Source organism: Pseudomonas sp. UBA6310 (genome assembly GCF_002438225.1).
Lineage (GTDB): Bacteria > Pseudomonadota > Gammaproteobacteria > Pseudomonadales > Pseudomonadaceae > Pseudomonas_O > Pseudomonas_O kuykendallii.
Map to the genome: position 1 here is coordinate 20,779 of NZ_DJTK01000083.1, position 21,870 is coordinate 42,648.

The 21,870-nt window shown below is 68.1% G+C and carries 22 protein-coding genes; 10 read left to right on the top strand and 12 right to left on the bottom strand.

Going from position 1 to position 21,870, the window contains the following annotated elements; all coding sequences use genetic code 11:
- The first annotated feature begins 134 nt into the window (after positions 1–134).
- Together B3E91_RS20215 and ggt are read left to right on the top strand one after the other, a co-directional pair.
- Complete coding sequence (locus tag B3E91_RS20215) at positions 135–386, top strand: YfhL family 4Fe-4S dicluster ferredoxin (protein ID WP_287031159.1); 252 nt, start codon at positions 135–137, stop codon at positions 384–386.
- A 1-nt stretch (position 387) separates the two neighbouring features.
- Positions 388–2,085, top strand: a complete 1,698-nt coding sequence (ggt, locus tag B3E91_RS20220; protein WP_287031160.1) for a gamma-glutamyltransferase — start codon at positions 388–390, stop codon at positions 2,083–2,085.
- Positions 2,086–2,113: 28 nt separating this feature from the next.
- On the opposite strand, the gene B3E91_RS20225 is transcribed toward ggt, so the two are convergent.
- From B3E91_RS20225 to B3E91_RS20235, 3 genes are all read right to left on the bottom strand, one after another.
- Positions 2,114–2,458: a multidrug transporter gene (locus B3E91_RS20225; RefSeq protein ID WP_287031161.1), complete on the bottom strand. Its 345-nt coding sequence runs from the start codon at positions 2,456–2,458 to the stop codon at positions 2,114–2,116.
- 98 nt (positions 2,459–2,556) lie between these two features.
- Positions 2,557–3,369, bottom strand: a complete 813-nt coding sequence (mutM, locus tag B3E91_RS20230; RefSeq protein WP_090224193.1) for a bifunctional DNA-formamidopyrimidine glycosylase/DNA-(apurinic or apyrimidinic site) lyase — start codon at positions 3,367–3,369, stop codon at positions 2,557–2,559.
- Between the two features lie 91 nt (positions 3,370–3,460).
- Positions 3,461–4,273, bottom strand: coding sequence for an HDOD domain-containing protein (locus B3E91_RS20235; protein WP_287031259.1), 813 nt, complete (start codon positions 4,271–4,273; stop codon positions 3,461–3,463).
- 235 nt (positions 4,274–4,508) lie between these two features.
- Here B3E91_RS20235 and B3E91_RS20240 point away from each other — a divergent pair, with 235 nt between their 5' ends.
- Positions 4,509–5,048, top strand: coding sequence for a type 1 glutamine amidotransferase domain-containing protein (locus B3E91_RS20240; RefSeq protein WP_286784484.1), 540 nt, complete (start codon positions 4,509–4,511; stop codon positions 5,046–5,048).
- 144 nt (positions 5,049–5,192) lie between these two features.
- On the opposite strand, the gene B3E91_RS20245 is transcribed toward B3E91_RS20240, so the two are convergent.
- A complete protein-coding gene (locus tag B3E91_RS20245) occupies positions 5,193–6,710 on the bottom strand; it encodes an acetyl-CoA hydrolase/transferase family protein (protein WP_287031162.1) in 1,518 nt (505 codons plus the stop codon).
- 161 nt (positions 6,711–6,871) lie between these two features.
- On the opposite strand from B3E91_RS20245, the gene B3E91_RS20250 reads away from it, so the two are divergent.
- The gene (locus B3E91_RS20250) at positions 6,872–7,552 is read left to right on the top strand and encodes a Crp/Fnr family transcriptional regulator (protein WP_287031163.1); all 681 of its coding nucleotides are present in this window, start codon (positions 6,872–6,874) and stop codon (positions 7,550–7,552) included.
- Here B3E91_RS20250 and B3E91_RS20255 read toward each other — a convergent pair.
- Positions 7,541–8,722 carry an NnrS family protein gene (locus tag B3E91_RS20255; protein ID WP_287031164.1) on the bottom strand — a complete coding sequence of 394 codons (1,182 nt, stop codon included), beginning with the start codon at positions 8,720–8,722 and terminating at the stop codon, positions 7,541–7,543. The two genes, B3E91_RS20250 and B3E91_RS20255, sit on opposite strands and share 12 nt — an antisense overlap.
- A 126-nt stretch (positions 8,723–8,848) precedes the next feature.
- On the opposite strand from B3E91_RS20255, the gene B3E91_RS20260 reads away from it, so the two are divergent.
- Complete coding sequence (locus B3E91_RS20260) at positions 8,849–10,045, top strand: class I SAM-dependent rRNA methyltransferase (protein ID WP_090224203.1); 1,197 nt, start codon at positions 8,849–8,851, stop codon at positions 10,043–10,045.
- A 370-nt stretch (positions 10,046–10,415) separates the two neighbouring features.
- On the top strand, positions 10,416–12,254 hold the full coding sequence (ilvD, locus tag B3E91_RS20265) for a dihydroxy-acid dehydratase (RefSeq protein ID WP_282339314.1): 1,839 nt from the start codon (positions 10,416–10,418) through the stop codon (positions 12,252–12,254).
- Positions 12,255–12,341: 87 nt separating this feature from the next.
- Here the strand turns inward: ilvD and B3E91_RS20270 are convergent, their stop codons facing one another.
- Positions 12,342–12,701 (bottom strand): DUF1090 domain-containing protein, encoded by a 360-nt coding sequence (locus B3E91_RS20270; protein ID WP_287031165.1) that lies wholly within the window; start codon positions 12,699–12,701, stop codon positions 12,342–12,344.
- A 182-nt stretch (positions 12,702–12,883) separates the two neighbouring features.
- Between B3E91_RS20270 and B3E91_RS20275 the strand changes: the two genes are divergently transcribed.
- The gene (locus B3E91_RS20275) at positions 12,884–13,345 is read left to right on the top strand and encodes a metallophosphoesterase family protein (protein ID WP_286784744.1); all 462 of its coding nucleotides are present in this window, start codon (positions 12,884–12,886) and stop codon (positions 13,343–13,345) included.
- Positions 13,346–13,434: 89 nt separating this feature from the next.
- Here the strand turns inward: B3E91_RS20275 and B3E91_RS20280 are convergent, their stop codons facing one another.
- On the bottom strand, positions 13,435–13,950 hold the full coding sequence (locus B3E91_RS20280; RefSeq protein WP_287031166.1) for a dihydrofolate reductase: 516 nt from the start codon (positions 13,948–13,950) through the stop codon (positions 13,435–13,437).
- 102 nt (positions 13,951–14,052) lie between these two features.
- Between B3E91_RS20280 and B3E91_RS20285 the strand changes: the two genes are divergently transcribed.
- Both B3E91_RS20285 and B3E91_RS20290 read left to right on the top strand, forming a co-directional pair.
- Positions 14,053–15,444: a DUF2868 domain-containing protein gene (locus B3E91_RS20285; protein WP_287031167.1), complete on the top strand. Its 1,392-nt coding sequence runs from the start codon at positions 14,053–14,055 to the stop codon at positions 15,442–15,444.
- 69 nt (positions 15,445–15,513) lie between these two features.
- The gene (locus B3E91_RS20290; protein WP_287031168.1) at positions 15,514–16,884 is read left to right on the top strand and encodes a DUF3482 domain-containing protein; all 1,371 of its coding nucleotides are present in this window, start codon (positions 15,514–15,516) and stop codon (positions 16,882–16,884) included.
- Here the strand turns inward: B3E91_RS20290 and cydX are convergent.
- From cydX to cydP, 5 genes are read right to left on the bottom strand one after another with little or no spacing between them, the layout of a single operon-like run.
- Positions 16,881–16,997, bottom strand: coding sequence for a cytochrome bd-I oxidase subunit CydX (gene cydX, locus B3E91_RS20295; protein WP_273234066.1), 117 nt, complete (start codon positions 16,995–16,997; stop codon positions 16,881–16,883). The two genes, B3E91_RS20290 and cydX, sit on opposite strands and share 4 nt — an antisense overlap.
- 31 nt (positions 16,998–17,028) lie before the next feature.
- Entirely contained in the window at positions 17,029–17,367 is a 339-nt protein-coding gene (locus tag B3E91_RS20300; protein ID WP_287031169.1) for a NifB/NifX family molybdenum-iron cluster-binding protein, read from the bottom strand.
- Positions 17,368–17,377: 10 nt separating this feature from the next.
- A complete protein-coding gene (gene cydB, locus B3E91_RS20305; protein WP_287031170.1) occupies positions 17,378–18,514 on the bottom strand; it encodes a cytochrome d ubiquinol oxidase subunit II in 1,137 nt (378 codons plus the stop codon).
- A gap of 10 nt (positions 18,515–18,524) precedes the next feature.
- Positions 18,525–20,120 carry a cytochrome ubiquinol oxidase subunit I gene (locus B3E91_RS20310; RefSeq protein ID WP_287031171.1) on the bottom strand — a complete coding sequence of 532 codons (1,596 nt, stop codon included), beginning with the start codon at positions 20,118–20,120 and terminating at the stop codon, positions 18,525–18,527.
- 2 nt (positions 20,121–20,122) lie between these two features.
- The gene (gene cydP, locus B3E91_RS20315) at positions 20,123–20,326 is read right to left on the bottom strand and encodes a cytochrome oxidase putative small subunit CydP (protein ID WP_090224222.1); all 204 of its coding nucleotides are present in this window, start codon (positions 20,324–20,326) and stop codon (positions 20,123–20,125) included.
- 183 nt (positions 20,327–20,509) lie between these two features.
- Here cydP and B3E91_RS20320 point away from each other — a divergent pair, with 183 nt between their 5' ends.
- Positions 20,510–21,829 carry a sigma-54 interaction domain-containing protein gene (locus B3E91_RS20320; RefSeq protein WP_287031172.1) on the top strand — a complete coding sequence of 440 codons (1,320 nt, stop codon included), beginning with the start codon at positions 20,510–20,512 and terminating at the stop codon, positions 21,827–21,829.
- Positions 21,830–21,870 lie beyond the last annotated feature (41 nt).

Here is a 21,870-nt window from a genome sequence, read left to right on the forward strand (position 1 = left end):
CCTTCGCGCGCGGCCGGATCGAACGCCGCGCCCGTCCCATTCGCCGCCGCGGCGTGCAAGCCCGGCGACGATGCGGCACAATTTACGGCCACCTTGCCAGTGCCCAGGCCGTTCGCCTCGGCAGGAGTTGTTCGATGTCCCTGAAAATCACCGACGATTGCATCAACTGCGACGTCTGCGAACCCGAGTGCCCGAACGGGGCGATTTCCCAAGGCGAGGAGATCTACGTCATCGATCCCAACCTGTGCACCGAATGCGTCGGCCACTACGACGAACCGCAGTGCCAGCAGGTGTGTCCGGTGGACTGCATCCCCCTCGACGAGGCGCGGGTGGAAACCAAGGACCAGCTGATGAGCAAGTACCTGATCATCACGGGCAAGGCCTGACGTGCGCCGCTTGCAGCGGGCGTTCCTAGGCTTCGCCGCCCTTCTCCTCGTCTGCACCGCCCAGGCCCAGAGCACCGGCGAGGCCGCCGTCGCCAGCGCGCACCCGCAGGCCACCGCCGCCGGCCGGGAAATCCTCGATGACGGCGGCAACGCCTTCGACGCCGCCGTCGCCGTCGCCGCCGCGCTGGCGGTGGTCGAACCCTACGGCTCGGGACTCGGCGGAGGCGGCTTCTTCCTGCTGCGCCGCCCGGGCGATCCGCTGCGCTACAACTTCCTCGACGCCCGCGAGCGCGCTCCGCAGGCCGCCAATGCCGACCTCTACCGGCGCGACGGCGCCGTGCAGCCGCGGCTGTCCCTCGACGGCGCCCTGGCCGCGGCGATTCCCGGCCTGCCGGCGGCGCTGGTCGACCTCTCCGGACGCTACGGCAAGCTGCCGCTCAAACGCGCGCTGGCACCGGCGATCCGGCTCGCCCGCGACGGTTTCGCGGTCGACGCGGTCTATCGCGAACGCGCCGCCTGGCGCCTCGCCGCATTGCGCGACGATGCGGAAAGCGCGCGGCTGTTCCTGGTGGACGGCGAAATCCCGGCCGAAGGCCACGTGCTGCGCCAGCCGGAACTGGCCGCCACCCTGGAAGCGCTGGCCGAGCAGGGGCGCGACGGGTTCTACAAGGGCGCCGTGGCGCAGCGGCTGGTCGACGGCGTGCGCGCCGCCGGTGGCATCTGGACCCTGGAAGACCTGGACAAGTACCGCGTGGTCGAACGCACGCCGCTGCGTTTCGCCCTCGCCGGCGGCCGCGAGCTGATCGCTGCGCCGCCGCCCTCGGCCGGCGGCGTGGCCCTGGCGCAGAGCCTCGCCATGCTGCAGCAACTGCCGCTGGCCGAGGCCGACAAGCTGCAGCGCGCGCACTACGTCACCGAAGTGCTGCGCCGCGCCTACCGCGACCGCGGCCTGCTCGGCGACCCGGATTTCGTCCCCGCGCCGCTGGCCAAGCTGCTGCGCGCCGATTACCTGAAGGGCCTCGCCGCCGGCATCGACCCGACCCGAGCCACGCCGAGCGTCGAACTGCCGCCCTCGCCGGCCTGGCGCGAAGGCGATAACACCACGCACTTCGCCGTGCTCGACGCCGACGGGCGCGCGGTCGCCGCCACGCTGTCGATCAACCTACCCTTCGGCGCCGCCTTCAGCCCGGCCGGCAGCGGCGTGCTGCTCAACGACGAGATGGACGACTTCGCCGCCGATCCGCAGGGCTCCAATACCTACGCGCTCAGCGGCAGCCAGGCCAACGTCATCGCCCCCGGCAAGCGTCCGCTGTCGAGCATGAGCCCCACCTTCATCGAGAGCCGCGACGACTTCGCCGCGTTCGGTACGCCCGGCGGCAGCCGCATCCCGAGCATGGTGCTGCTCGCCGTGCTGGACTACCTCGACGGCAAGCCGGTGGCCGAATGGCCGAAGACGCCGCGCTTCCACCATCAGTACCTGCCGGACGTGCTGGAGTACGAGGCGGATGCCTTCAGCGCCGCGGAAGTCGCCGACCTGCAGGCGCGCGGCTATACGCTCAGGCAGGTCGATCGCCGCTACGGCAATTTGCAGGTGCTGCGCTGGCACAAGCCGTCCAACCGCGTCGAAGCCGCCAGCGACCCCCGCGGCATCGGCACCGCCGCGGTGTTTCCGAGGGCCATGAAAAAGCCGGTCGATTGACCGGCTTTTCTTTCAGCGGGGGTTCGCCTCAGTCGCGGTTGTTGTAACCGGTACTGGTGCAGCCCAGGCAACGCACGAAGGCAGCCTTGCCGGGATCGACCACCAGCGCCTTGCCGGTAGCTCCGATGCCGCCGCCAGTAGCGGTGAACGGCAGTGCCACGACGAACGCCGCCGCGCCGATTACGGTCGCCGCGATCAGCAGGGGCCGCGCGATAACCAGATCGCCGATCATGGCGTAGGCAGGTGGCGCCTCGACGGTGTACATCGGGTCGCCGGACGAGTTCTCCTCCACTGCCTGCCCGGCCTGGGCGGGCAAAGCCAGCGAGACGGTGGTCAGCGCCAAGACAAGAGCAGTGCAACGAAACAGGTTCATCGGGCGGTCCTTCAGGGGGTACGGGGCGTTGGCGTAACTATAACAGTACCGGGGCGTTTGTCAGCGTGCGCTTCTTATCATCGCCGGGAAGTCGCGCCTCAGCGCTGGCAGCGGCCGCAATACACGCTGGCGCGCTGGCCCAGACGAACCTCGCGCAGGGTGCTGCCGCAGACTTTGCAGAACTCGCCGCCGCGACCGTAGACGAACAGCTCCTGCTGGAAATAGCCGGGCAGCCCGTCGCCGCCGACGAAGTCGCGCAGGGTCGTGCCGCCGCGCTCGATGGCATGCGCGAGGATGCGTTTGATCTCCTGCGCCAGGCGCTGGTAGCGCGCCCTGGAGATCGCGCCCGCCGCGCGCCGCGGGTCGATGCCGGCGGCGAACAGCGCCTCGCTGGCGTAGATGTTGCCCACCCCGACCACCACCGCGTTGTCCATGATGAACGGCTTGACCGCCATCGAACGCCCGCGCGACAGCTCGAACAGGCGCTCACCATCGAAGGCGTCGGTCAGCGGCTCCGGCCCGAGATTGCGCAGCAGCTCGTGGGCCAGCGGATCGGCGCTCCAGAGCAGCGCGCCGAAGCGGCGTGGGTCGGTGTAGCGCAGCGACATCCCCGACTCCAGCTCGAAATCCACGTGTTCGTGCTTCAGCGCCGGCTGGCCACTGGGCACCAGGCGCAGGCTGCCGGACATGCCCAGGTGGGCGATCAGCGTGCCGCTCTCGGCCTGCAGCAGCAAGTACTTGGCGCGCCGCTGGACGTGTTCGATGCGCTGCCCGGACAGGCGCACGTCGAGGTCCTCGGGAATCGGCCAGCGCAGGCGCCGCTCACGCACGATCACCCGCTCGACGCGCTGACCCTCGACGTGGGGAGCGATGCCGCGGCGGGTGGTTTCGACTTCGGGTAATTCGGGCATGGGAACGTCGGGCTGCTGGGGAGGGATAGGACGCGGGAAAAACGCATCGAGCGATCCGCAAGGCGCGCATGGCACACCCTACGGGCAGTGGCTAGCCCACGCCCAGCTCGCGGATGCTTTCCTTGAGGGTTTCGTAGTCGTACTCGGAGAGGCCGATGTAATCCAGCACGTAAGGGCGCACCACGTGCCACTCATGGTCCTCGGTCTGTCCGCCGAGCACCCGGTAGCAGCCGCAGATGTGCTCGGCCATCTTGAGGATCGCCAGCAGGTTCTTCAGCTGGCTGTCGCGGCCGGAGTCCTCGCTGAAGATCGCCAACGCGTTGTGATGGTTGGCGATCGCCTCGCAGAGGTGCGGATTGAGGTTCCACGAACGCGCCGTGTAGTAGCCGACCACCGCGTGGTTGGTATTGAGCAGCCGGTTTTCCGTATCCACCACGCGGCGCTCGGCGGTGGCGCTGGCGTAGGCCTCTTCCAGCACGCTCATATAGTGCGGAAAGCGCTTGATCATCAGCGGGATGCCGCAGTTGTGGAACAGCCCCAGCGCGTAGGCCTCGTCCACCGCCTGGATACCGACGCGCTTGGCCAGCGTCAGGCAGGTCATCGCCACGTCCTGCGCGGTGTCCCAGAAGCGGTTCAGGGTGACGATGGTCTCGTCGCTCATCTCGCCGCGGATCGACTGCGCGTTGATGATGTTGATCACGCTGTTGCAGCCCAGCAGGTTCACTGCGCGCTGGATCGAGCTGACCTTGTTGGCCAGGCCGAAGTACGGCGAATTGACGATCTTCAGCAGCGCGCCGGACAAACCGGGGTCCTGGCTGATCAGCTTGGCGATCGCCTTGAGGTCCGGGTTGGGCATCAACTGCTCCATCTGCAGGTCGACCATGATCTGCGGTTGGGGCGGCACGCTGATGCCTTGCAGGGCCTTGCGGATCTGTTCGGTGGAGAGTTCCTGAGACATGACGGACGCATCGGGAAGTGAGGGGAATTGCCGCAGTTTGCCATCTGCAGCTCGTCCGCGACACCGAACTTTCACCTGAGGCGCCGTTCGGTATTCCTTGCACGGCGCAGCGCGCAAGCCGGCCCGCCAGGCTCTGCCGCGCGGCTCGCAGGCTGCGCCCCACACCTTCGAGGAGAGCTTCATGAACGCATCGCTGAACGGCAAGAAAGTCGCCATCCTGGTCACCGACGGTTTCGAGCAGGTCGAGCTGACCGGCCCCAAGGACGCCCTTGAGAAGGCCGGCGCGACGGCCCACATCATTTCCGCCAAGACCGGCAAGGTCACCGGCTGGAACCACACCACGCCGGCCGACACCTTCGAGGTCGACAAGACCTTCGAGAGCGCCAACATCGACGATTACGACGCCGTGCTGCTGCCCGGCGGCGTGGTCAACGGCGACACCATCCGCACCGACGAGAAGGCCCAGGCGCTGGTCAAGGGCGCGGCGAACGCGAACAAGCCGATCGCGGTGATCTGCCACGGCGGCTGGATTCTCGCCAGCAGCGGCCTGGTCAAGGGCAAGACCATGACCAGCTGGCCATCGCTGACCGACGACCTGAAGAACGCCGGCGCCAACTGGATCGACCAGCAGGTGGTGGTGGACGGCACGCTGATCAGCAGCCGCAAGCCCGACGACATCCCCGCCTTCAGCCAGAAGCTGATCGACGCGCTGGTGGCCTGATCGCCGTTTACCGTAGGGTGCGCCGTGCGCACCGTGAAACGCTCGAATGGGTGCGCGTGGCGCACCCTACGGCTGATGGCCTGATCGCCCGAAACGAAAAGCCCGGCGATGCCGGGCTTTTTTTCGTTCGCAGTTCAGCTCAGCTCAGGCGCTTGCCGCCACGCCCAGCACGCCGCCGATCATGCTTCCGGTCTCCTCCAGGTCGATGTGCCACTGCATCGCCTCGCGCAGCAGGTGCGGGGTGTGACCGCCCTTGGCGCAGGCACGCTCGAAGTAGTCGTTCAGCGCCGCGCGGTAGCTGGGGTGCACGCAATGGTCGATCACCGACCGCGCGCGTTCGCGCGGCGCGAGGCCGCGCAGGTCGGCCAGGCCCTGCTCGGTGACCAGGATGTCGACGTCGTGCTCGGTGTGGTCGACGTGGCTGACCATCGGCACCACGCTGGAGATCGCGCCGCCCTTGGCGATGGACTTGGTGACGAAGATCGCCAGGTGCGCGTTACGGGCGAAATCGCCGCTGCCACCGATACCGTTCATCATTTTCGTGCCGCCGACGTGGGTCGAGTTGACGTTGCCGTAGAGGTCGAACTCCAGTGCCGTGTTGATGCCGATGATGCCGAGGCGGCGCACCACTTCCGGGTGGTTGGAGATTTCCTGCGGGCGCAGCACCAGCTTGTCCTTGTACTTCTCCAAGTTGCCGAACACCTCGGCATTGCGCCGCGCCGACAGGGTGATCGAGCTGCCCGAGGCGAAGCGCAGCTTGCCGGCGTCGATCAGGTCGAAGGTGGAGTCCTGCAGCACCTCGGAATACATGCTGAGGTTCTCGAACGGCGACTCGATCAGCCCGCACATCACCGCGTTGGCGATGCTGCCGATGCCGGCCTGCAGCGGGCCGAGGCTGTCGCTCATGCGCCCGGCCGCCACTTCGCCCTTGAAGAAATCGATCAGGTGGTCGGCGATGGCCTGGGTCTCCGCGTCCGGCGGCAGCACGGTGGACGGCGAATCCGCCTGGTTGCTGACGACGATGGCGACGATCTTCTCCGGCGGGATCGGAATCGCCCCGCTGCCGATGCGGTCGTCCACGCGGGTCAGCGGGATCGGCGTGCGGGTGGGCCGGTAGGTGGGGATGTAGATGTCGTGCAGGCCTTCCAGATTCGGGTTGTGCGCCAGGTTGATCTCGACGATTACCCGCTTGGCGAAGATCGCGAAGCTGGCCGAGTTGCCCACCGAGGTGGTCGGCACGATGTGGCCGTCCTCGGTGATCGCGACCGCTTCGATCACGGCGATGTCCGGCAGCTTGAGCTGGTGGTTGCGCAGCTGCTCGACGGTTTCCGAGAGGTGCTGGTCGATGAACATCACGCTGCCGTCGTTGATCGCCTTGCGCAGCGTGGCGTCGACCTGGAACGGCATGCGCCGGGCCAGCACGCCGGCCTCGGTGAGCTGCTTGTCGAGGTCGTTGCCGAGGCTGGCGCCGGTCATCAGGCTGATCTGCAGCGGATGCTTGCGGGCCCGCTCGGCCAGCGCGCGCGGCACCGCCTTGGCTTCACCGGCGCGGGTGAAACCGCTCATGCCGACGGTCATGCCGTCTTCGATCAGCGCGGAGGCTTGCTCCGCACTCATCAGTTTGTCGAGCAGGGAGGGCAGGCGCACACGGTCGGAATGCATGGTTGGGGTCTCGCGAGCTGGGCTGGAAGGTGCGCAGCGTAGTCGATGCAAGACCCTCCGAAACGTGCGTCATACCAAAGTCGCAGGCGCGCCCGGCGCGCAACTGGCGCCCGGTCCACCGCCTGTGCTGAGATGCGCGCTCATTCCCGACGCCGACCGCCATGCCCTCCTCCGCCCTCGACCTGCTCGCCGCCCACCGGTTCTTCCACGACCTGCCGCCGACCGAGCTGGAGACCCTTTCCGGCAGCCTGCAGCGCTGCCGCTTTCCCGCCGGCGACCTGCCGTTTCGCAGCGGCGAGCTGGCCCGACGCTGCCTGCTGCTCGGCGACGGCGAGGTGCAGGTGCTGCGCTTCGGCCTGGATGGCGAGGAGCGCGTGCTCGGCCAGTTCGGCCGCGGCGAGCTGATCGCGGTGGCGGCGCTGTTCATGGCCGACGGTCGCTACCCGGCCAGCGCCCGCGCGCAGACCACGGTGTCCGGCTGGTGGCTGCCACGCGAGGCCCTGCACCGGCTCTGCGCGGCGCACCCGGCGCTGTCCCTGCGCCTGCTGCAGAGCGTCAGCGGCAGCCTGTTGCGCAGCGTGGACCTGGGCGAGCGGCTGGCGGCGGATTCCTGCGCCCAGCGACTGGCCGGCTATCTGCTGGAACAACGCGGCGTCCAGGGTAACGACGACCTGAAGTTGCCGCTGCGCCTCGGCCAGCTTGCCGCGAGCCTGGGCATGCGCGGCGAAACCCTCAGCCGGCAACTCGCCGACTGGCGCCGCCAGGGGCTGATCAGCGGGCGCGGCACCGCCGTCACCCTGCTCGACGCCGACGCCCTGCAGCGCCTGCGTTCAGCCCGATAGCCCGTCCACCCGGGGCTGGCACAGCCAACCCGCATAACGCGCCAGGAACATCCCGAACGCCAGCAGCCAGAGCAGGCCGGCGAGCACCAGCGCGCCTTGCGGCAGCCACGTCGGCAAGAGTACGCGGGCGAACGCCGCCGCATTCAGCGCGACGAACGCCCAGCGCATGCCCGCCGGTGGCAACAGCGGACGGCCGCTGTGGCCCAGGGAGACCCGCGCCATCATCGCCAGGATCAACCCGGCCAGCCCGCCGACGGTGAGCGCGTGCAGCGCGGCGCTGCCATTATCGATCAACCCGAGGTGCCAGGCGGCCATGCCCAGCAGCGCCAGCACCAGCCAGGCGTAGGCCAGGTGTAGCGACCAGAGCAGCGGCACGCGCCACAGGCCCTTGTCGTACCAGCGCGACAGGCGAATGCCGTGGAGCACGCCCACCAGGCCGAACGGCAGCGCCATCCAGGCGCGTGGCTGCAGATCGAGGCCCGCCGCCGCGAGCACCGCGAGCACGGCCAACCCGGCCAGCGCCGGGCGCTCCAGCCACTTCAGGGCCGGCACCGCCTGCGTCCGACCGAGACCGCGCTGAGTGAAGAACGGAATCACCCGCCCGCCGATGATTCCGCTCAGCGCCGCCAGCAGCCAGAGCGCCGCATGCGCGCCCTGGCGCTGCCAGTCGGCGCGATCGAGCAGTTGCCCGGCCACCGCCAGGCCATCGGCGAGGGCGAACAGCAGCAGCACGCCGACCAGCGGGTAGTTGTTGCGCTGCCGCGCGCGCCACAGGCTGCGGCCCAGCGCGAAGGCCAGCAGCGGCAGGAAGGCGAGTTCCAGCACCGCGCAGAGCGCCAGCGACGCCCCGCCGAGCCAGGCCAGGCGCGTCAGCAGCCAGAGCAGGAACAGCGTGGCCAGCGGCGGGCCCGACAGCGCCTGGGCGCCGGTCCAGTTGGGCACCGCGGTGAGCAGGAAACCGGCCACCGCGGCCACGCCGAAGCCGAACGGCATCTCGTGCAGGTGCCAGGCCAGCCAACCGCCGGTCGGCTGCCAGACCGGGACGCCGGAGAGCGCCAGGAGCCACAGGCCCAGCGCCACGCAGGCATAGGCGGCGCAGCCGAGGAAGAACGGCCGGAAGCCCAGGCGCCAGAGCGGGAAGCCCAGCGCAGGTCGGGAAATCTGAAGCATGGGGCACCTCCATGGATGAGCGCGCCGACTCTGCGCCGCGCCGTTTGTCTGGCGCCATGAGAAATGTCAAATCCTGCACGGCGGCGACTATCCGGCTAGAATTCCACTCCCCTTCCGGAGATGAACATGTCCTTACCCAGCCTGCGCCTCAAAGCCAACGCCGATCGCCGCCTGCGTGCCGGTCACCTGTGGGTGTACAGCAACGAGATCGACGTGGCCGCCTCGCCGCTCGCCGGCTTCGCTGCCGGCGACCAGGCGATCCTTGAGGCGGCTGGAGGCAAGCCACTGGGCATCGTCGCCCTCTCGCCGAACAACCTGATCTGCGCCCGCCTGATGTCCCGTGACACCAAGCACGTTCTGGACAAGTCGCTGCTGGTGCACCGCATCAAGGTCGCCCTGTCGCTGCGCGAGCGGCTGTTCGACAAGCCCTTCTACCGCCTGGTGTTCGGCGACTCCGACCTACTCCCCGGCCTGGTGGTCGACCGCTTCGGCGACATCCTGGTGGCCCAGCTCGCCTCGGCGACCATGGAGCGCTACAAGGACGACGTGCTCGCCGCGCTGGTCCAGGTGCTCAAGCCCAGCGGTATCCTCTGGAAGAACGACTCCGCCGCGCGCGACGCGGAAGGCCTGGAGCGCTACGTCAGCGTTGCCCATGGCGAAGTGCCGGAGTGGGTCGGGCTGGAAGAGAACGGCGTGAAGTTCGAGGCGCCGGTGATGGAAGGCCAGAAGACCGGCTGGTTCTACGACCACCGCATGAACCGCGCGCGCCTGGCGCCCTACGTCAAGGGCAAGCGCGTGCTCGACCTGTTCAGCTACATCGGCGGCTGGGGCGTGCAGGCCGCGGCCTTCGGCGCCAGCGAAGTGATGTGCGTCGACGCCTCGGCCTTCGCCCTCGACGGCGTGCAACGCAACGCTGCGCTGAACGGCCTGACCGACCAGGTGATCAGCGTGGAAGGCGACGTCTTCGAGGCACTGAAGGAGCTCAAGGCCGCCGAGGAGCGCTTCGACGTGGTGGTCGCCGATCCGCCGGCCTTCATCAAGCGCAAGAAGGACTTCAAGAACGGCGAGGCCGCCTACCGCCGCCTCAACGAGCAGGCCATGCGCCTGCTGAACAAGGACGGCATCCTGGTCAGCGCGTCCTGCTCGATGCACCTGCCGGAGGACGACCTGCAGAACGTCCTGCTCGGCAGCGCCCGCCACCTCGACCGCCACATGCAGCTGCTCGAACGCGGCGCCCAGGGCCCGGACCATCCGGTGCACCCGGCCATCGCCGAAACACGCTACATCAAGAGCCTGATCTGTCGTCTGCTGCCGAGCGCCTGAGCGGCGCCGCCTGCGCCGCACCCTCCCGCGCCCCCTGCATCGTTGCCGTCAGCGGCGTTTCACCGGGGCGCGACTCGATCCGCAGGCATGTGCCTTCGCCGACCACGGCGAAGCACGCCTGAATACACCGAGCTGGACCAACGACACCGCCCCGCCGCCCGGCCAGCCTTTCCCTCGGCGCGAGCTGCGGCGTAGAATCGCAGCATTCCCTGCCATCCATCCTTCGGCGGGCCTGAGTTTGGGCCACGCGAGCGGTGATCCCGCCTCGCCCTTCGGCCATCGCGTACGCACGGTCAACGCCGTTTGCATCCGTTTTTCGCGACGCTCACCATACGCCTCATAACGACCTGATCAGCCGCAGGAAACCGTCATGCCCGATTACCGTTCGAAAACCTCCACCCACGGCCGCAACATGGCCGGCGCCCGCGCCCTCTGGCGCGCCACCGGGATGAAGGACGAAGACTTCAAGAAGCCGATCATCGCCATCGCCAACTCCTTCACCCAGTTCGTGCCCGGCCACGTGCACCTGAAGGACCTCGGCCAGCTGGTCGCCCGCGAGATCGAGAAACACGGCGGCGTGGCGAAGGAATTCAACACCATCGCCGTGGACGACGGCATCGCCATGGGCCACGACGGCATGCTCTATTCGCTGCCCAGCCGCGAGATCATCGCCGACTCCGTGGAGTACATGGTCAACGCGCACTGCGCCGACGCCATCGTCTGCATCTCCAACTGCGACAAGATCACCCCCGGCATGCTGATGGCCGCGCTGCGCCTGAACATCCCGGTGGTGTTCGTTTCCGGCGGGCCGATGGAAGCCGGCAAGACCAAGCTGGCCAGCCACGGGCTGGACCTGGTCGACGCGATGGTCATCGCCGCCGACTCCAGCGCCTCCGACGAGAAGGTCGCCGAATACGAGCGCAGCGCCTGCCCGACCTGCGGCAGCTGCTCCGGCATGTTCACCGCCAACTCGATGAACTGCCTGGTCGAAGCCCTCGGCCTGGCGCTGCCGGGCAACGGCTCGCTGCTGGCCACCCACGCCGACCGCGAACAGCTGTTCCTCCAGGCCGGGCGCACCGCCGTCGAGCTGTGCCGCCGCTACTACGGCGAGAACGACGCCTCGGTGCTGCCGCGCAACATCGCCAACCGCGCGGCCTTCGAGAACGCCATGACCCTGGACATCGCCATGGGCGGCTCGACCAACACCATCCTGCACCTGCTGGCCGCCGCCCAGGAGGCGGAGCTGGACTTCGACCTGCGCGCCATCGACGACCTGTCGCGCAAGGTGCCGCAGCTGTGCAAGGTGGCGCCGAACACGCCGAAGTACCACATGGAAGACGTGCACCGCGCCGGCGGCATCATCGGCATCCTCGGTGAGCTGGCCCGTGGCGGCCTGATCAACACCGACCTGCCGACCGTGCACAGCCGCACCCTGGGCGAAGGCATCGAGAAATGGGACATCACCGTCACCCAGGACGAGTCGGTGAAGACCTTCTACAAGGCCGGCCCGGCCGGCATCCCGACGCAGACCGCGTTCAGCCAGGCGACCCGTTGGGAAACCCTGGACGACGACCGCGCCGAAGGCTGCATCCGCAGCGTCGAGCACGCCTTCTCGAAGGAAGGCGGGCTGGCGGTGCTCTACGGCAACATCGCCCTCGACGGCTGCGTGGTGAAAACCGCCGGCGTCGACGAGTCGATTCACGTCTTCGAGGGCCGCGCCAAGGTCTTCGAGAGCCAGGACGGCGCGGTGAAGGGCATCCTCAACGACGAGGTGCAGCCTGGCGATATCGTGATCATCCGCTACGAAGGCCCGAAGGGCGGTCCGGGCATGCAGGAAATGCTCTATCCGACCTCGTACCTGAAGTCCAAGGGCCTCGGCAAACAGTGCGCGCTGCTCACCGACGGGCGCTTCTCCGGCGGCACCTCGGGGCTGTCCATCGGCCACGCCTCGCCGGAAGCCGCGGCTGGTGGCGCCATTGGCCTGGTGCGCGACGGCGACAAGGTGCTGATCGACATTCCGAAGCGCTCGATCAACCTGCTGGTGAGCGACGAGGAACTTGCCCATCGCCGTATCGAACAGGACAAGAAAGGCTGGAAGCCCGCCGCCCCGCGCGCGCGCAAGGTAACTACCGCGCTGAAGGCCTACGCCCTGCTCGCCACCAGCGCCGACAAGGGCGCGGTACGTAACAAGGCGCTGCTCGACGGCTGATCCCGACCGGCATGCCCACACGAAAAAGCCCGGCAACCGCCGGGCTTTTTTTCGTTGCGATGCCCGCGTACCCACGCGCGGCGCGCGTTACTCGCGCATCAATTCCTCACGGGCCTCACGCAACTTGCGCTCGCGCTTGGCAATCTTCTTCGGGTCGCCGTCACGCTGGGCGTCGCGCAGGTCGGCCTCGCGCTTCGACACCTCGGCCTGCTTGGCGGCGATACGATCCTTGCGGTCGGCAGCCCGACTCTCTTCGGTGCAACGCTCGCGGACCTGATCGAGGGCCGTGGAAAGCCCGTCGATCCGCGCGCTGTCGCCCTGCTGGCGCGCCTCGTCGAGCTTCTGCTGGAGCTCATGTTCCTTGTCGGTACAGCTCTGCGCCGCCAGCAGGGGGCTGGCGAGCAGCAGCAGCGAAGACAGGGCGCAGAGGCGAACGAGCGTGCTCATCGGTAGATCCTTTCGATAGTCAGCGTGTATCCGCCATGCCCGCGCGGGCGCCTGGCGGAGCCTGTTCGCCCGCGGCGAACCTGGAACGACAACAGATCAGGCCAATTCGCCGAAGATCCCTGTTTTCTGCCGGACGCTGTGCGAAGATGGCCCTTCGCGATCATTTCTGCACAAGGGTAGTGATGAAGATCGGACTGATTTCGGATACCCACGGCCTGTTGCGCGACGAAGCGCTGGAGGCTCTGAAGCAGTGCGATCATCTGATCCACGCGGGCGACATCGGCAATCCCGGGATTCTCGTCGAGCTGGAGAGGATAGCGCCTCTCTCGGCGATCCGCGGCAATAACGATGAAGACCAGGAATGGGCCGCGGACATTCCCGAGCGCCTGCTGATCCGCTTCGGACGCGTCTGCGTCTATGTCCTGCATGACCTCAAGGCACTCGACCTCGACCCGGTCGCGGAAGGCATCGACGTGGTGGTCAGCGGACATTCCCACGTCCCGCGGCAGGAGCTGCGCGACGGCGTGCTCTACGTGAACCCGGGCAGCGCCGGTCCGCGTCGCTTCAAGCTGCCGATCGGCATCGCCTACCTGCACATCGACGGTTCGGCGGTCAGCGCCGAGTTGAAGACGCTGCTGCCCTGATTTCGGTGCTGGCGGTGCGCACGGCGCACCCTACGAACGCTTCGTGCGCCACCTCAAGGCAGTAGGGTGCGCCGCGCGCACCACTCACCTCAGCGCCTGACCCACCCCTCGAACGCATAACCCGGCGCCTCGCCCTCGGCCGGATGCTCGACGCTGGAGACGCGCGCCCACTGCGCCTCATCGAACGCAGGGAAGAAGGCGTCGCCCTCGGGGCTGGCGGCGATGCGCGTGAGGTACAGCCGCTCCGCCTGATCCAGCGCCTGCCCATAGAGCTGCGCGCCGCCGATCAGCATCAGCTCGTCGACACCCTGCTCGCGCGCCCACTGCTCGGCGCGCAGGAGCGCCTGTTCCAGGGTCGGAAAGACCTCGGCGCCGTCCAGCATCAGGTTGGGCTGGCGGCTGACCACCAGGTTGAGGCGCCCCGGCAGCGGGCGGCCGAGGGAATCCCAGGTCTTGCGGCCCATGATCACCGGTTTGCCGAGGGTCATGGCCTTGAAGTGCTTGAGATCCGCCGGCAGGTGCCAGGGCATCTTGTTGTTGAGGCCGATCACGCGGTTCTGCGCGAGGGCGGCGATCAGGGCGAGGGGTAGCCGGGTCGTATTCATCCGTGGAGGATAACGGCTCGACGTCGGCGAATGAAGCCGCGCGGGTGAAGCCGGGGCGTCAAGCGGTTATCCTCGGGATCAATCCGTCAGACGAGCCGCCGCGTGCCCGATACCGCCCTGCCCCCGATCGCTCCCCTCGACCGCCTCTGGCTGACCGAAGCCGTGCGCCTGCGCGAAGAACACGGCGGCCCGCTGGAAGACGCCGAAGCCAACCGCCGGGCGAACGCCGCCGGCGGCGAGCTGGGCGCGCGCATCGAGGCCCGCGCCCTGCTCCTGGCCGAACGCGACGGCCAGCGCGCCGCCCTGCTGCACTGGCGACAGGGCGCGCGGCTGGCGCTGTTGCTGCTGGGCCTGCTGGCTCTGGTCAGCGGCGCGAGCCTCGCCGTCGCCGCACTGGGCGACGGCCTGCGGCCGGTCAACGTGTCCTGGGCGCTGGGTAGCCTGCTCGGCCTGAACCTGATCACCCTGCTCGGCTGGGCGCTGGCGTCGGCGTTCGGCAACGGCGGCGGTGGCGCGCTCGGACGGCTGTGGCTGTGGCTCAGCGAAAAACTCGCCCGCGACGCCCAGGCCGCACACCTGCTGCCGGCGCTGCTGATCCTGCTGCGCCGCCAGCGTCTGAGCCGCTGGGGCCTCGGCCTGCTGGTGCACGGGCTGTGGACGCTGCTATTGGCGACCGCCGCCGTGACCCTGCTGATGCTGTTCGCCACCCGCCGCTACGGCTTCGTCTGGGAGACCACCATCCTCGCCGGTGACACCTTCGTCGCCCTGACCCAGGCCCTCGGCGCCCTGCCCGCGTTGCTCGGCCTGAGCGTGCCGGACGCCGCGGCGATCCGCGCCAGCGGCGCCCAGGCGCTGGTCGACGAAGGCGCGCGGCAGGCCTGGGCCGGCTGGCTGCTCGGCGTGCTGCTGGTCTACGGCCTGCTGCCGCGCCTGCTGCTGACGCTGTTTTGCCTGTGGCGCTGGAAGACCGGCACGCGGCGCCTGGCGCTGGACCTCGCGCTGCCGGGCTACCAGGTGCTACGCGAGCGCCTGCAGCCGACCAGCGAACGCCTCGGCGTGGCCGATGCGGCTCCGGCGTCGCTGCCCGAACACAGGGCCGGGGCGCTGATCGGCGACGGCCAGGGCGCGCTGCTGGTGGCCATCGAGCTGGACGACCGCCGCCCCTGGCCGCCGGCGCTGCCCGCGGGCGTCGCCGATGCCGGCATCCTCGACAGCCGCGAACAGCGCAATCGCCTGCTCGATCAGCTCAGCCGCTTCGCGCCAGCGCGCCTGGCCATCGCCTGTGACCCGCGCCGCTCGCCCGACCGCGGCACCCTGGCGCTGATCGGCGAACTGTCGCGCTGCGCCGCGGCCACGCGTATCTGGCTGCTCGCGCCGCTCCCCGGCGAGGCGCTGGACGGCGCCCGCCTGGGCGACTGGCACCAGGCGCTGGATGCGCTCGGCCTGAAGCACGGCGATGCGCCGCTGGGCTGGCTGGAGACAGGCCATGGCTGAGCCGACCGAACCTAGGGGGGATGACGCCGTTTTCATCCACCCGCGCCTCCCGAACAAGGCTGAGCACCGATGAGCGCCCCGCTGAAGCTCGCCGTGGTCGGCCACACCAACGTCGGCAAGACCTCGCTGCTGCGCACCCTGACCCGCGACATCGGCTTCGGCGAGGTCTCGCACCGGCCGAGCACCACCCGCCACGTCGAAGGCGCGCGGCTGTCGGTGGACGGCGATGCGTTGCTCGAGCTGTACGACACGCCCGGCCTGGAGGACGCCATCGCCCTGCTCGATCACCTCGAGCGCAGCGAGCGGCCCGGCGAGCGCCTCGACGGTCCGGCGCGGCTGGCGCGCTTTCTCGATGGCAGCGAAGCGCGCCAGCGTTTCGAGCAGGAGGCCAAGGTGCTGCGTCAACTGCTCGCCTCGGACGCCGGCCTTTACGTGATCGACGCCCGCGAACCGGTACTGGCCAAGTACCGCGACGAGCTGGCGGTGCTCGCTGGCTGCGGCAAGCCGCTGTTGCCGGTGCTCAACTTCATCGCCAGCCCGGCCACCCGCGAGGACGACTGGCGCGAGGCGCTGGCGCGGCTCGGGCTGCACGCGCTGGTGCGCTTCGACAGCGTGGCGCCGCCGCTGGATGGCGAGCGGCGCCTGTACGAAAGCCTGGCGCTGCTGGTGGAGCGCTCGCGCCCGCAGCTGGAGCGCCTGATCGCCGATCACGAGGCGCAGGCCCGGGCGCGACAGGAAGACGGCCATCGGTTGATCGCCGAGTTGCTGGTGGATATCGCCGCCTGCCGGCGTCAGGTGGCGACTGAACCCGACGTGGCAAGGTCCGCGGTCATGGCACTGCATGAAGACGTGCGGCGCCGCGAACAACAGTGCGTCGATGCCCTGCTGCGCCTGTATGCGTTCGACCGCGGAACGGCCGACGTCACGGATTTACCCCTGCTCGACGGCCGTTGGGGTGACGACCTGTTCAACCCGGAGACGCTGAAACAGCTGAGCGTCAACCTGGGGAGTGGCGTGGCGGCTGGCGCGGCGGCTGGCGCCGGTGTCGATTTGCTGGTGGGCGGCCTCACCCTTGGCGCCGCCGCCTTGGTCGGCGCCCTCGCCGGTGGCGGAGCTCAGACTGCGCGTCATTATGGCCAGCGCTTGCTGGGCAAGCTCCGCGGCCAGCGTGAACTCACCCTGGACGACGCCGTACTGCGGCTGCTGGCGCTGCGTCAGCGGCAATTGCTCGACGCCCTGGCTCGTCGCGGCCACGCCGCCCAACAGGCCATCCGCCTCGATCTGCAGCAGGACCCGGCATGGCGCCAGGGCGATCTGCCCGAACCGCTGCGCAAGGCGCGGGCGCACCCCCGCTGGTCGAGCCTCAACGCCGGCGCCGCGCTGCACCAGCCCGAGCGGGCGGAGCAGGTAGCCGCCCTTTCGGCGCAGCTGGCGCGCTAGTCGTCGCCCTCACGGACGACGGCGCGCGCTTCCCGGGCGTCGCCGTACAGATTGGCAAGAACCGACAGCAGCAAGGCCAGACCAAGGCCGAGAATCCAGGCGAAATACCACATGACCATTACCTCATTGGATCGACGCGTCGCCTCAGCGGCGACCGTCGAGACAGGGGAGTGACGGCGCGCCTTCGAGGAACCGGCGCACGGCCAGCTCCGGCGACTGCTCGTCGGTGATGAATACATCGATTCCGCAGCTGGCCAACGACTTCTGCAGGGCCGGGCGCATCCCGGCCGTCACCAGTACCTTGATCCGTCCGAGCGGGTGATCGGCGCCCGGAGGGCCACGATGCAGCACTTGGCCGGAGGTCAGTTCCAAGGTGCCCATCATCGGCCCGCCCCGGTCTCCGAATAGAAAGAATCGTCGGCAACGTCCGGCATGGCCGGTCACGGTGCGCCCATCCTGGCTGCTAACGCCGATCAGTCGCATGGCAGCCTCCTCAATAGGCACTCCTGTCGTGCTGGCGGATGAACTCCAGCGTCACCTTGCCGGCCATCACCCGGTACGCCCAACCGGTGTACAGCACGACGAGCGGCATGAAGATCAGCGTGGCGCCCAGCATCAGGCCCAGGGTGAAGTGCGAGGACACCGCATCCCAGGCCGTCAGACCGGAAGAAGGGTCGGTGGACGACGGCAGAATGAAGGGGAACAACGCCACCCCGGCAGTACCGATGACGCCCGTCATGGCCAGCGCCGAGGCCACGAAGGCCAGGCCCGGGCGATTCAGCAAGGCCATGGCGAACCCCAGCGCCAACGCCCCTATCCCCAACCCCGGTACGCCCCAGAGCACCGGAGCCTGGCGGAAGTTGTTCAGCCAGCCACCCGGAACCAGCGCCACTGTTTTCGCCAGCGGATCGGGCAGCGCGTTGGGGGATGCGGCGATGGTGATGACATGCCCTGGCAGCAGCTGAACCCAAAGCCCCCCAGCGACGAAGCACACCAGTGCCAAACCCGCAAAACCCATGGCAGCGCGACGGGCACGCTGATAAACCGCGCCCTCGCTGCGCAGCATCAGGTAATGGCCGCCGTGGGCAGTGATCATCGCCGTGCTCAGCAGGCCGCATAGCAGCGCGAAGGGATTGAGCAGGGCCCAGAACGTACCGGTATAGGTGGAGCGCAGGTTGTCGTCGAAGTGAAAGGGCACTCCCTGAAGCAGGTTGCCGAAGGCCACACCGAAGATCAGAGGAGGCACCGCACCGCCAATGAACAGCCCCCAGTCCCAAGTGCTGCGCCAGCGCGGATCGCTGATTTTCGAGCGGTAGTCGAAGCCTACCGGGCGAAAGAACAGCGACCACAGCACCGCCAGCATGGCCCAGTAAAAGCCCGAGAAGGCCGTGGCGTACACCAATGGCCAGGCGGCGAAGATCGCCCCGCCGGCGGTGATAAACCACACCTGATTGCCGTCCCAGTGCGGCCCCACGGTGTTGATCACCACGCGTCGCTCCGGGTCGCTGCGGCCGACGAAGGGAAGCAACGTGCCGACCCCCATGTCGTGGCCATCCATGATGACGAAGCCCACCAGCAGTACCCCTACCAGCACCCACCAGACGAGTTTCAAGGTCATGTAGTCGAGCATCGCGTAGTCCTCAAATATCCACGGGACGGGCAAGCGCACCGGACGGCACCGCAGAGGCGCCGTATCGTCCGCTGCCGAGACACGCAGGGCCGAGGCGGGCGAACTTGATCATCAGGTACATCTCCACCCCCAGCAGCAGCGTGTAGAAACCGACAAATCCGCCCAGCGAGCCATACAGGCTGGCCGGCGTCAGGCTGGACACCGACAGGTGCGTCGGCAGCACCCCATAGATGGTCCAGGGCTGTCTGCCGTATTCGGCGACGAACCAGCCCAGCTCACAGGCCAGCCAGGGCGTGGGCAGGAACCAAAGCGCCCAGCGCAGCAGCCACGTCTTGTGCATGAAGCTGTTCTTCAGGCTGAAGTAGAGCGCCAGGCCGAACAGGGCGAAGAAGGCGAAGCCCAGCAGCACCATCAGGCGAAAGCTCCAGAACATCGGCGCTACTTTCGGGATGGTGTCGCGGGCGGCCTGGGCAATCAGATCGGGGGGCACCTGGCTGTAGTCGCTGGTATAGCGCTGCAGCAGGAGGCCAAAGCCGAGATCGGCCTTGTGCGCCTCGAACGGTATCCGCGCCTGGGCCTTGGCCTGTTCGCTGGCCTTACGACTTCGCAATACCGCCAAGGCCTGCACGGCGACGGCGCCCGAAGCGATACGTTCGCGGTTTTGCGCCTCGATCTCGCGGATACCGGGGATTTCCTGGCTCAGCGAGCGGGTGCCGATCAGCCCCATCACCCAGGGAATCTCCAGTGCGTAGCGGTTCTGTCGCGCCTGGTCGTCGGGCAGGGCAAACAGTGTGAAGGGCGCGGGCGCCGGGAGGGTCTGCCACATGCCTTCCATGGCTGCGAGCTTGGTCTGTTGCGACGCGCTGACCGTGTAGCCCGACTCGTCGCCCAGGACGATCACCGAGCAGGCAGAAGCGAAGCCGAACGCCGCCGCCACCCGGAACGAGCGACGGGCAAAGTCGAGGTCGCGCCCCTTGAGCAGGTAGTAACTGGATATCGCCAGGACGAACACCGAGGCGGTGACATAGCCCGCCGACACGGTATGCACGAACTTCGCCTGCGCGGTGGGGTTGAACACCACGGCCCAGAAGTCCACCAGCTCCATGCGCATGGTCACATCGCTGAACACCGAGCCCACCGGGTCCTGCATCCAGCCGTTGGCGATGAGAATCCACAAGGCCGAGAGGTTCGAGCCCAACGCCATGAGGAAGGTCACCAACAAGTGCTTGCCGCGTGACAGGCGGTCCCAGCCGAAAAAGAACAAGCCGATGAAGGTCGATTCCAGGAAGAACGCCATCAGCCCTTCGATGGCCAGCGGTGCGCCAAAGATGTCGCCGACGTAGTGCGAGTAGTAAGCCCAGTTGGTGCCGAACTGAAACTCCATGGTGATGCCGGTGGTCACTCCCAGCGCGAAGTTGATACCGAACAGCTTGCCCCAGAACTGCGTCATGTCCTTGTAGACCTGGCGGCCGGTAAGCACGTAACAGGCCTCCATGATCACCAGAATGAACGCCAAACCCAGGGTCAGTGGAACGAATAGGAAGTGGTACATGGCCGTAACGGCGAATTGCAGCCGCGAGAGGTCCACCAGTTCATCGGTGAGCATGGTCAGGGGTTCCTCGGAGGGTGTGAGGCGACGGAAGAGGAAGCAGAAACCCTGCTGAGCAGCCCCTCGGCGAGCGCTTCGCCCTTGATCCGAGGCTGGTGTGCAAAGCACGCCCACCAGATCAGGCCGAGCAGTACCAGCTTGAGCAGCACGATCAGGAACAACTCACGAGCCAACGGCGGCGTGGATGGAAGGTCTACGTTCATCTCGGCTCCAGGGTCCTGCTTCCCCCAGGACGCAGTACAAGAGCCGTGCCATCGGCATCAACGCCTTGCCAGGGCGCGAATTCCGGGCATTTGAGGCCGGACGCGGGAAGCGGCGACCTGCCCTTGCGACAGCCGCTCGCCAGATATGGCAAACTGCTTTGACATATCTGTCAAAGGTGTCCCATGGACTCCTATTCGCTGCCCGAGCTGGTCTCCTTCCTCGACGGCCTGCCCGAACCCCGCATCGTCATGGATGGCGAATTCCGCATCGTCGGCGCCAACCGCGCATACATCCAAGAGTTCGGCTCCGCCAGCAGCCCACTGGGGCGCACCTGCTATGCCGTGTCACACCACTATGACGTGCCCTGTGATCAGGCGGGGGAAGCCTGCCCGTTGAGCCGCTGCCAGGAGAGCGGCACCGCCCAGCGCGTCCTGCATCTGCACCACACGGCCCGCGGCGAGGAGCACGTCGACGTCGAGTTGAGTCCGATCCGCGACGAGGACGGGCGCATCAGCTACTTCGTGGAGACCCTGCGCGTGGTGCGCCAGGCCAGCAGCCAGACCGCCGCCCGAGGCCTGGTGGGACGCTCGCCGGCGTTCGTCAGGATGCTGGAGCGCATGTTGCGTGTCGCCAGCGCCAGCACCTCGGTCCTGCTGCTGGGGGAAACCGGGACCGGCAAGGAGCTGGTGGCGCGCGCGCTTCACGAGGCCAGCGACCGCCGCGACAGCCCCTTCGTCGTCGTCGATTGCGCCGGGCTGACCGAAACCCTGTTCGAGAGCGAACTGTTCGGCTATGAAAAGGGCGCCTTCACCGGCGCTACCCATCGCAAACAGGGCCTGGTGGAAGCGGCTGCCGGCGGCACGCTGTTTCTCGATGAAATCGGCGAGCTCCCCCTGACCCTGCAGGTGAAGCTGCTGCGCCTGCTGGAAAGCGGCACCTTTCGCCGGGTCGGCGGACTGGATAGCCGTCCCGCCGACTTCCGCCTGATCGCGGCGACCCACCGCGACCTGCGCGCCATGGTGGAGGCCGAGACCTTTCGACGCGACCTCTACTTTCGCCTCAACACCTTCCCGATCCACACCCCCGCCCTGCACGAAAGGGCCGAGGACATCCCGCTACTGGCCAGCTCGCTGCTCAGTCGGGTCGACCGCCGCCCGGGACGCCCTTTCACCGCACAAGCCATGGCCTGGCTCAGCGCGCGTCGCTACAGCGGCAACATCCGCGAGCTGCGCAACCTCATCGAACGCGCCACCCTGATGGCCGACGGCGAGAACATCACGCTCGCGGACCTGCTGGACGGCGACGAACCGCCTCTCACCGGGCCCGCTACCCAAGGCTTTACCCTGAACGAAGCGGTGGACCTGGACACGCTGGAACAGCGTTATCTGAGCTGGCTGCTCGCGCAGCTCAACGGCGACCTTGGCGCCATGGCGAAAACCCTGGGAGTCAGCGTCCGCACCCTCTACCGCAAACTTCCCGCCGGCGCCCTGACCCCTCGCTGAGTACCCGAGGCCCACGAAGGCGGCATAGCCTGCCCGCAAAT

Excerpts from the sequence above, each read along its gene's own strand:
- B3E91_RS20270 (WP_287031165.1), bottom strand. The coding sequence starts at position 12,701 with ATGAGCACGCTCGTTCGCCTCTGCGCCCTGTCTTCGCTGCTGCTGCTC.
- B3E91_RS20240 (WP_286784484.1), top strand. The coding sequence starts at position 4,509 with ATGAACGCATCGCTGAACGGCAAGAAAGTCGCCATCCTGGTCACCGAC.
- B3E91_RS20320 (WP_287031172.1), top strand. The coding sequence starts at position 20,510 with ATGGACTCCTATTCGCTGCCCGAGCTGGTCTCCTTCCTCGACGGCCTG.
- cydP (WP_090224222.1), bottom strand. The coding sequence starts at position 20,326 with ATGAACGTAGACCTTCCATCCACGCCGCCGTTGGCTCGTGAGTTGTTC.
- B3E91_RS20245 (WP_287031162.1), bottom strand. The coding sequence starts at position 6,710 with ATGCATTCCGACCGTGTGCGCCTGCCCTCCCTGCTCGACAAACTGATG.
- B3E91_RS20280 (WP_287031166.1), bottom strand. The coding sequence starts at position 13,950 with ATGAATACGACCCGGCTACCCCTCGCCCTGATCGCCGCCCTCGCGCAG.
- B3E91_RS20250 (WP_287031163.1), top strand. The coding sequence starts at position 6,872 with ATGCCCTCCTCCGCCCTCGACCTGCTCGCCGCCCACCGGTTCTTCCAC.
- mutM (WP_090224193.1), bottom strand. The coding sequence starts at position 3,369 with ATGCCCGAATTACCCGAAGTCGAAACCACCCGCCGCGGCATCGCTCCC.
- B3E91_RS20310 (WP_287031171.1), bottom strand. The coding sequence starts at position 20,120 with ATGCTCACCGATGAACTGGTGGACCTCTCGCGGCTGCAATTCGCCGTT.
- cydB (WP_287031170.1), bottom strand. The coding sequence starts at position 18,514 with ATGCTCGACTACATGACCTTGAAACTCGTCTGGTGGGTGCTGGTAGGG.
- B3E91_RS20215 (WP_287031159.1), top strand. The coding sequence starts at position 135 with ATGTCCCTGAAAATCACCGACGATTGCATCAACTGCGACGTCTGCGAA.
- B3E91_RS20260 (WP_090224203.1), top strand. The coding sequence starts at position 8,849 with ATGTCCTTACCCAGCCTGCGCCTCAAAGCCAACGCCGATCGCCGCCTG.
- B3E91_RS20275 (WP_286784744.1), top strand. The coding sequence starts at position 12,884 with ATGAAGATCGGACTGATTTCGGATACCCACGGCCTGTTGCGCGACGAA.
- B3E91_RS20290 (WP_287031168.1), top strand. The coding sequence starts at position 15,514 with ATGAGCGCCCCGCTGAAGCTCGCCGTGGTCGGCCACACCAACGTCGGC.
- B3E91_RS20300 (WP_287031169.1), bottom strand. The coding sequence starts at position 17,367 with ATGCGACTGATCGGCGTTAGCAGCCAGGATGGGCGCACCGTGACCGGC.
- B3E91_RS20255 (WP_287031164.1), bottom strand. The coding sequence starts at position 8,722 with ATGCTTCAGATTTCCCGACCTGCGCTGGGCTTCCCGCTCTGGCGCCTG.
- ilvD (WP_282339314.1), top strand. The coding sequence starts at position 10,416 with ATGCCCGATTACCGTTCGAAAACCTCCACCCACGGCCGCAACATGGCC.
- cydX (WP_273234066.1), bottom strand. The coding sequence starts at position 16,997 with ATGTGGTATTTCGCCTGGATTCTCGGCCTTGGTCTGGCCTTGCTGCTG.
- B3E91_RS20225 (WP_287031161.1), bottom strand. The coding sequence starts at position 2,458 with ATGAACCTGTTTCGTTGCACTGCTCTTGTCTTGGCGCTGACCACCGTC.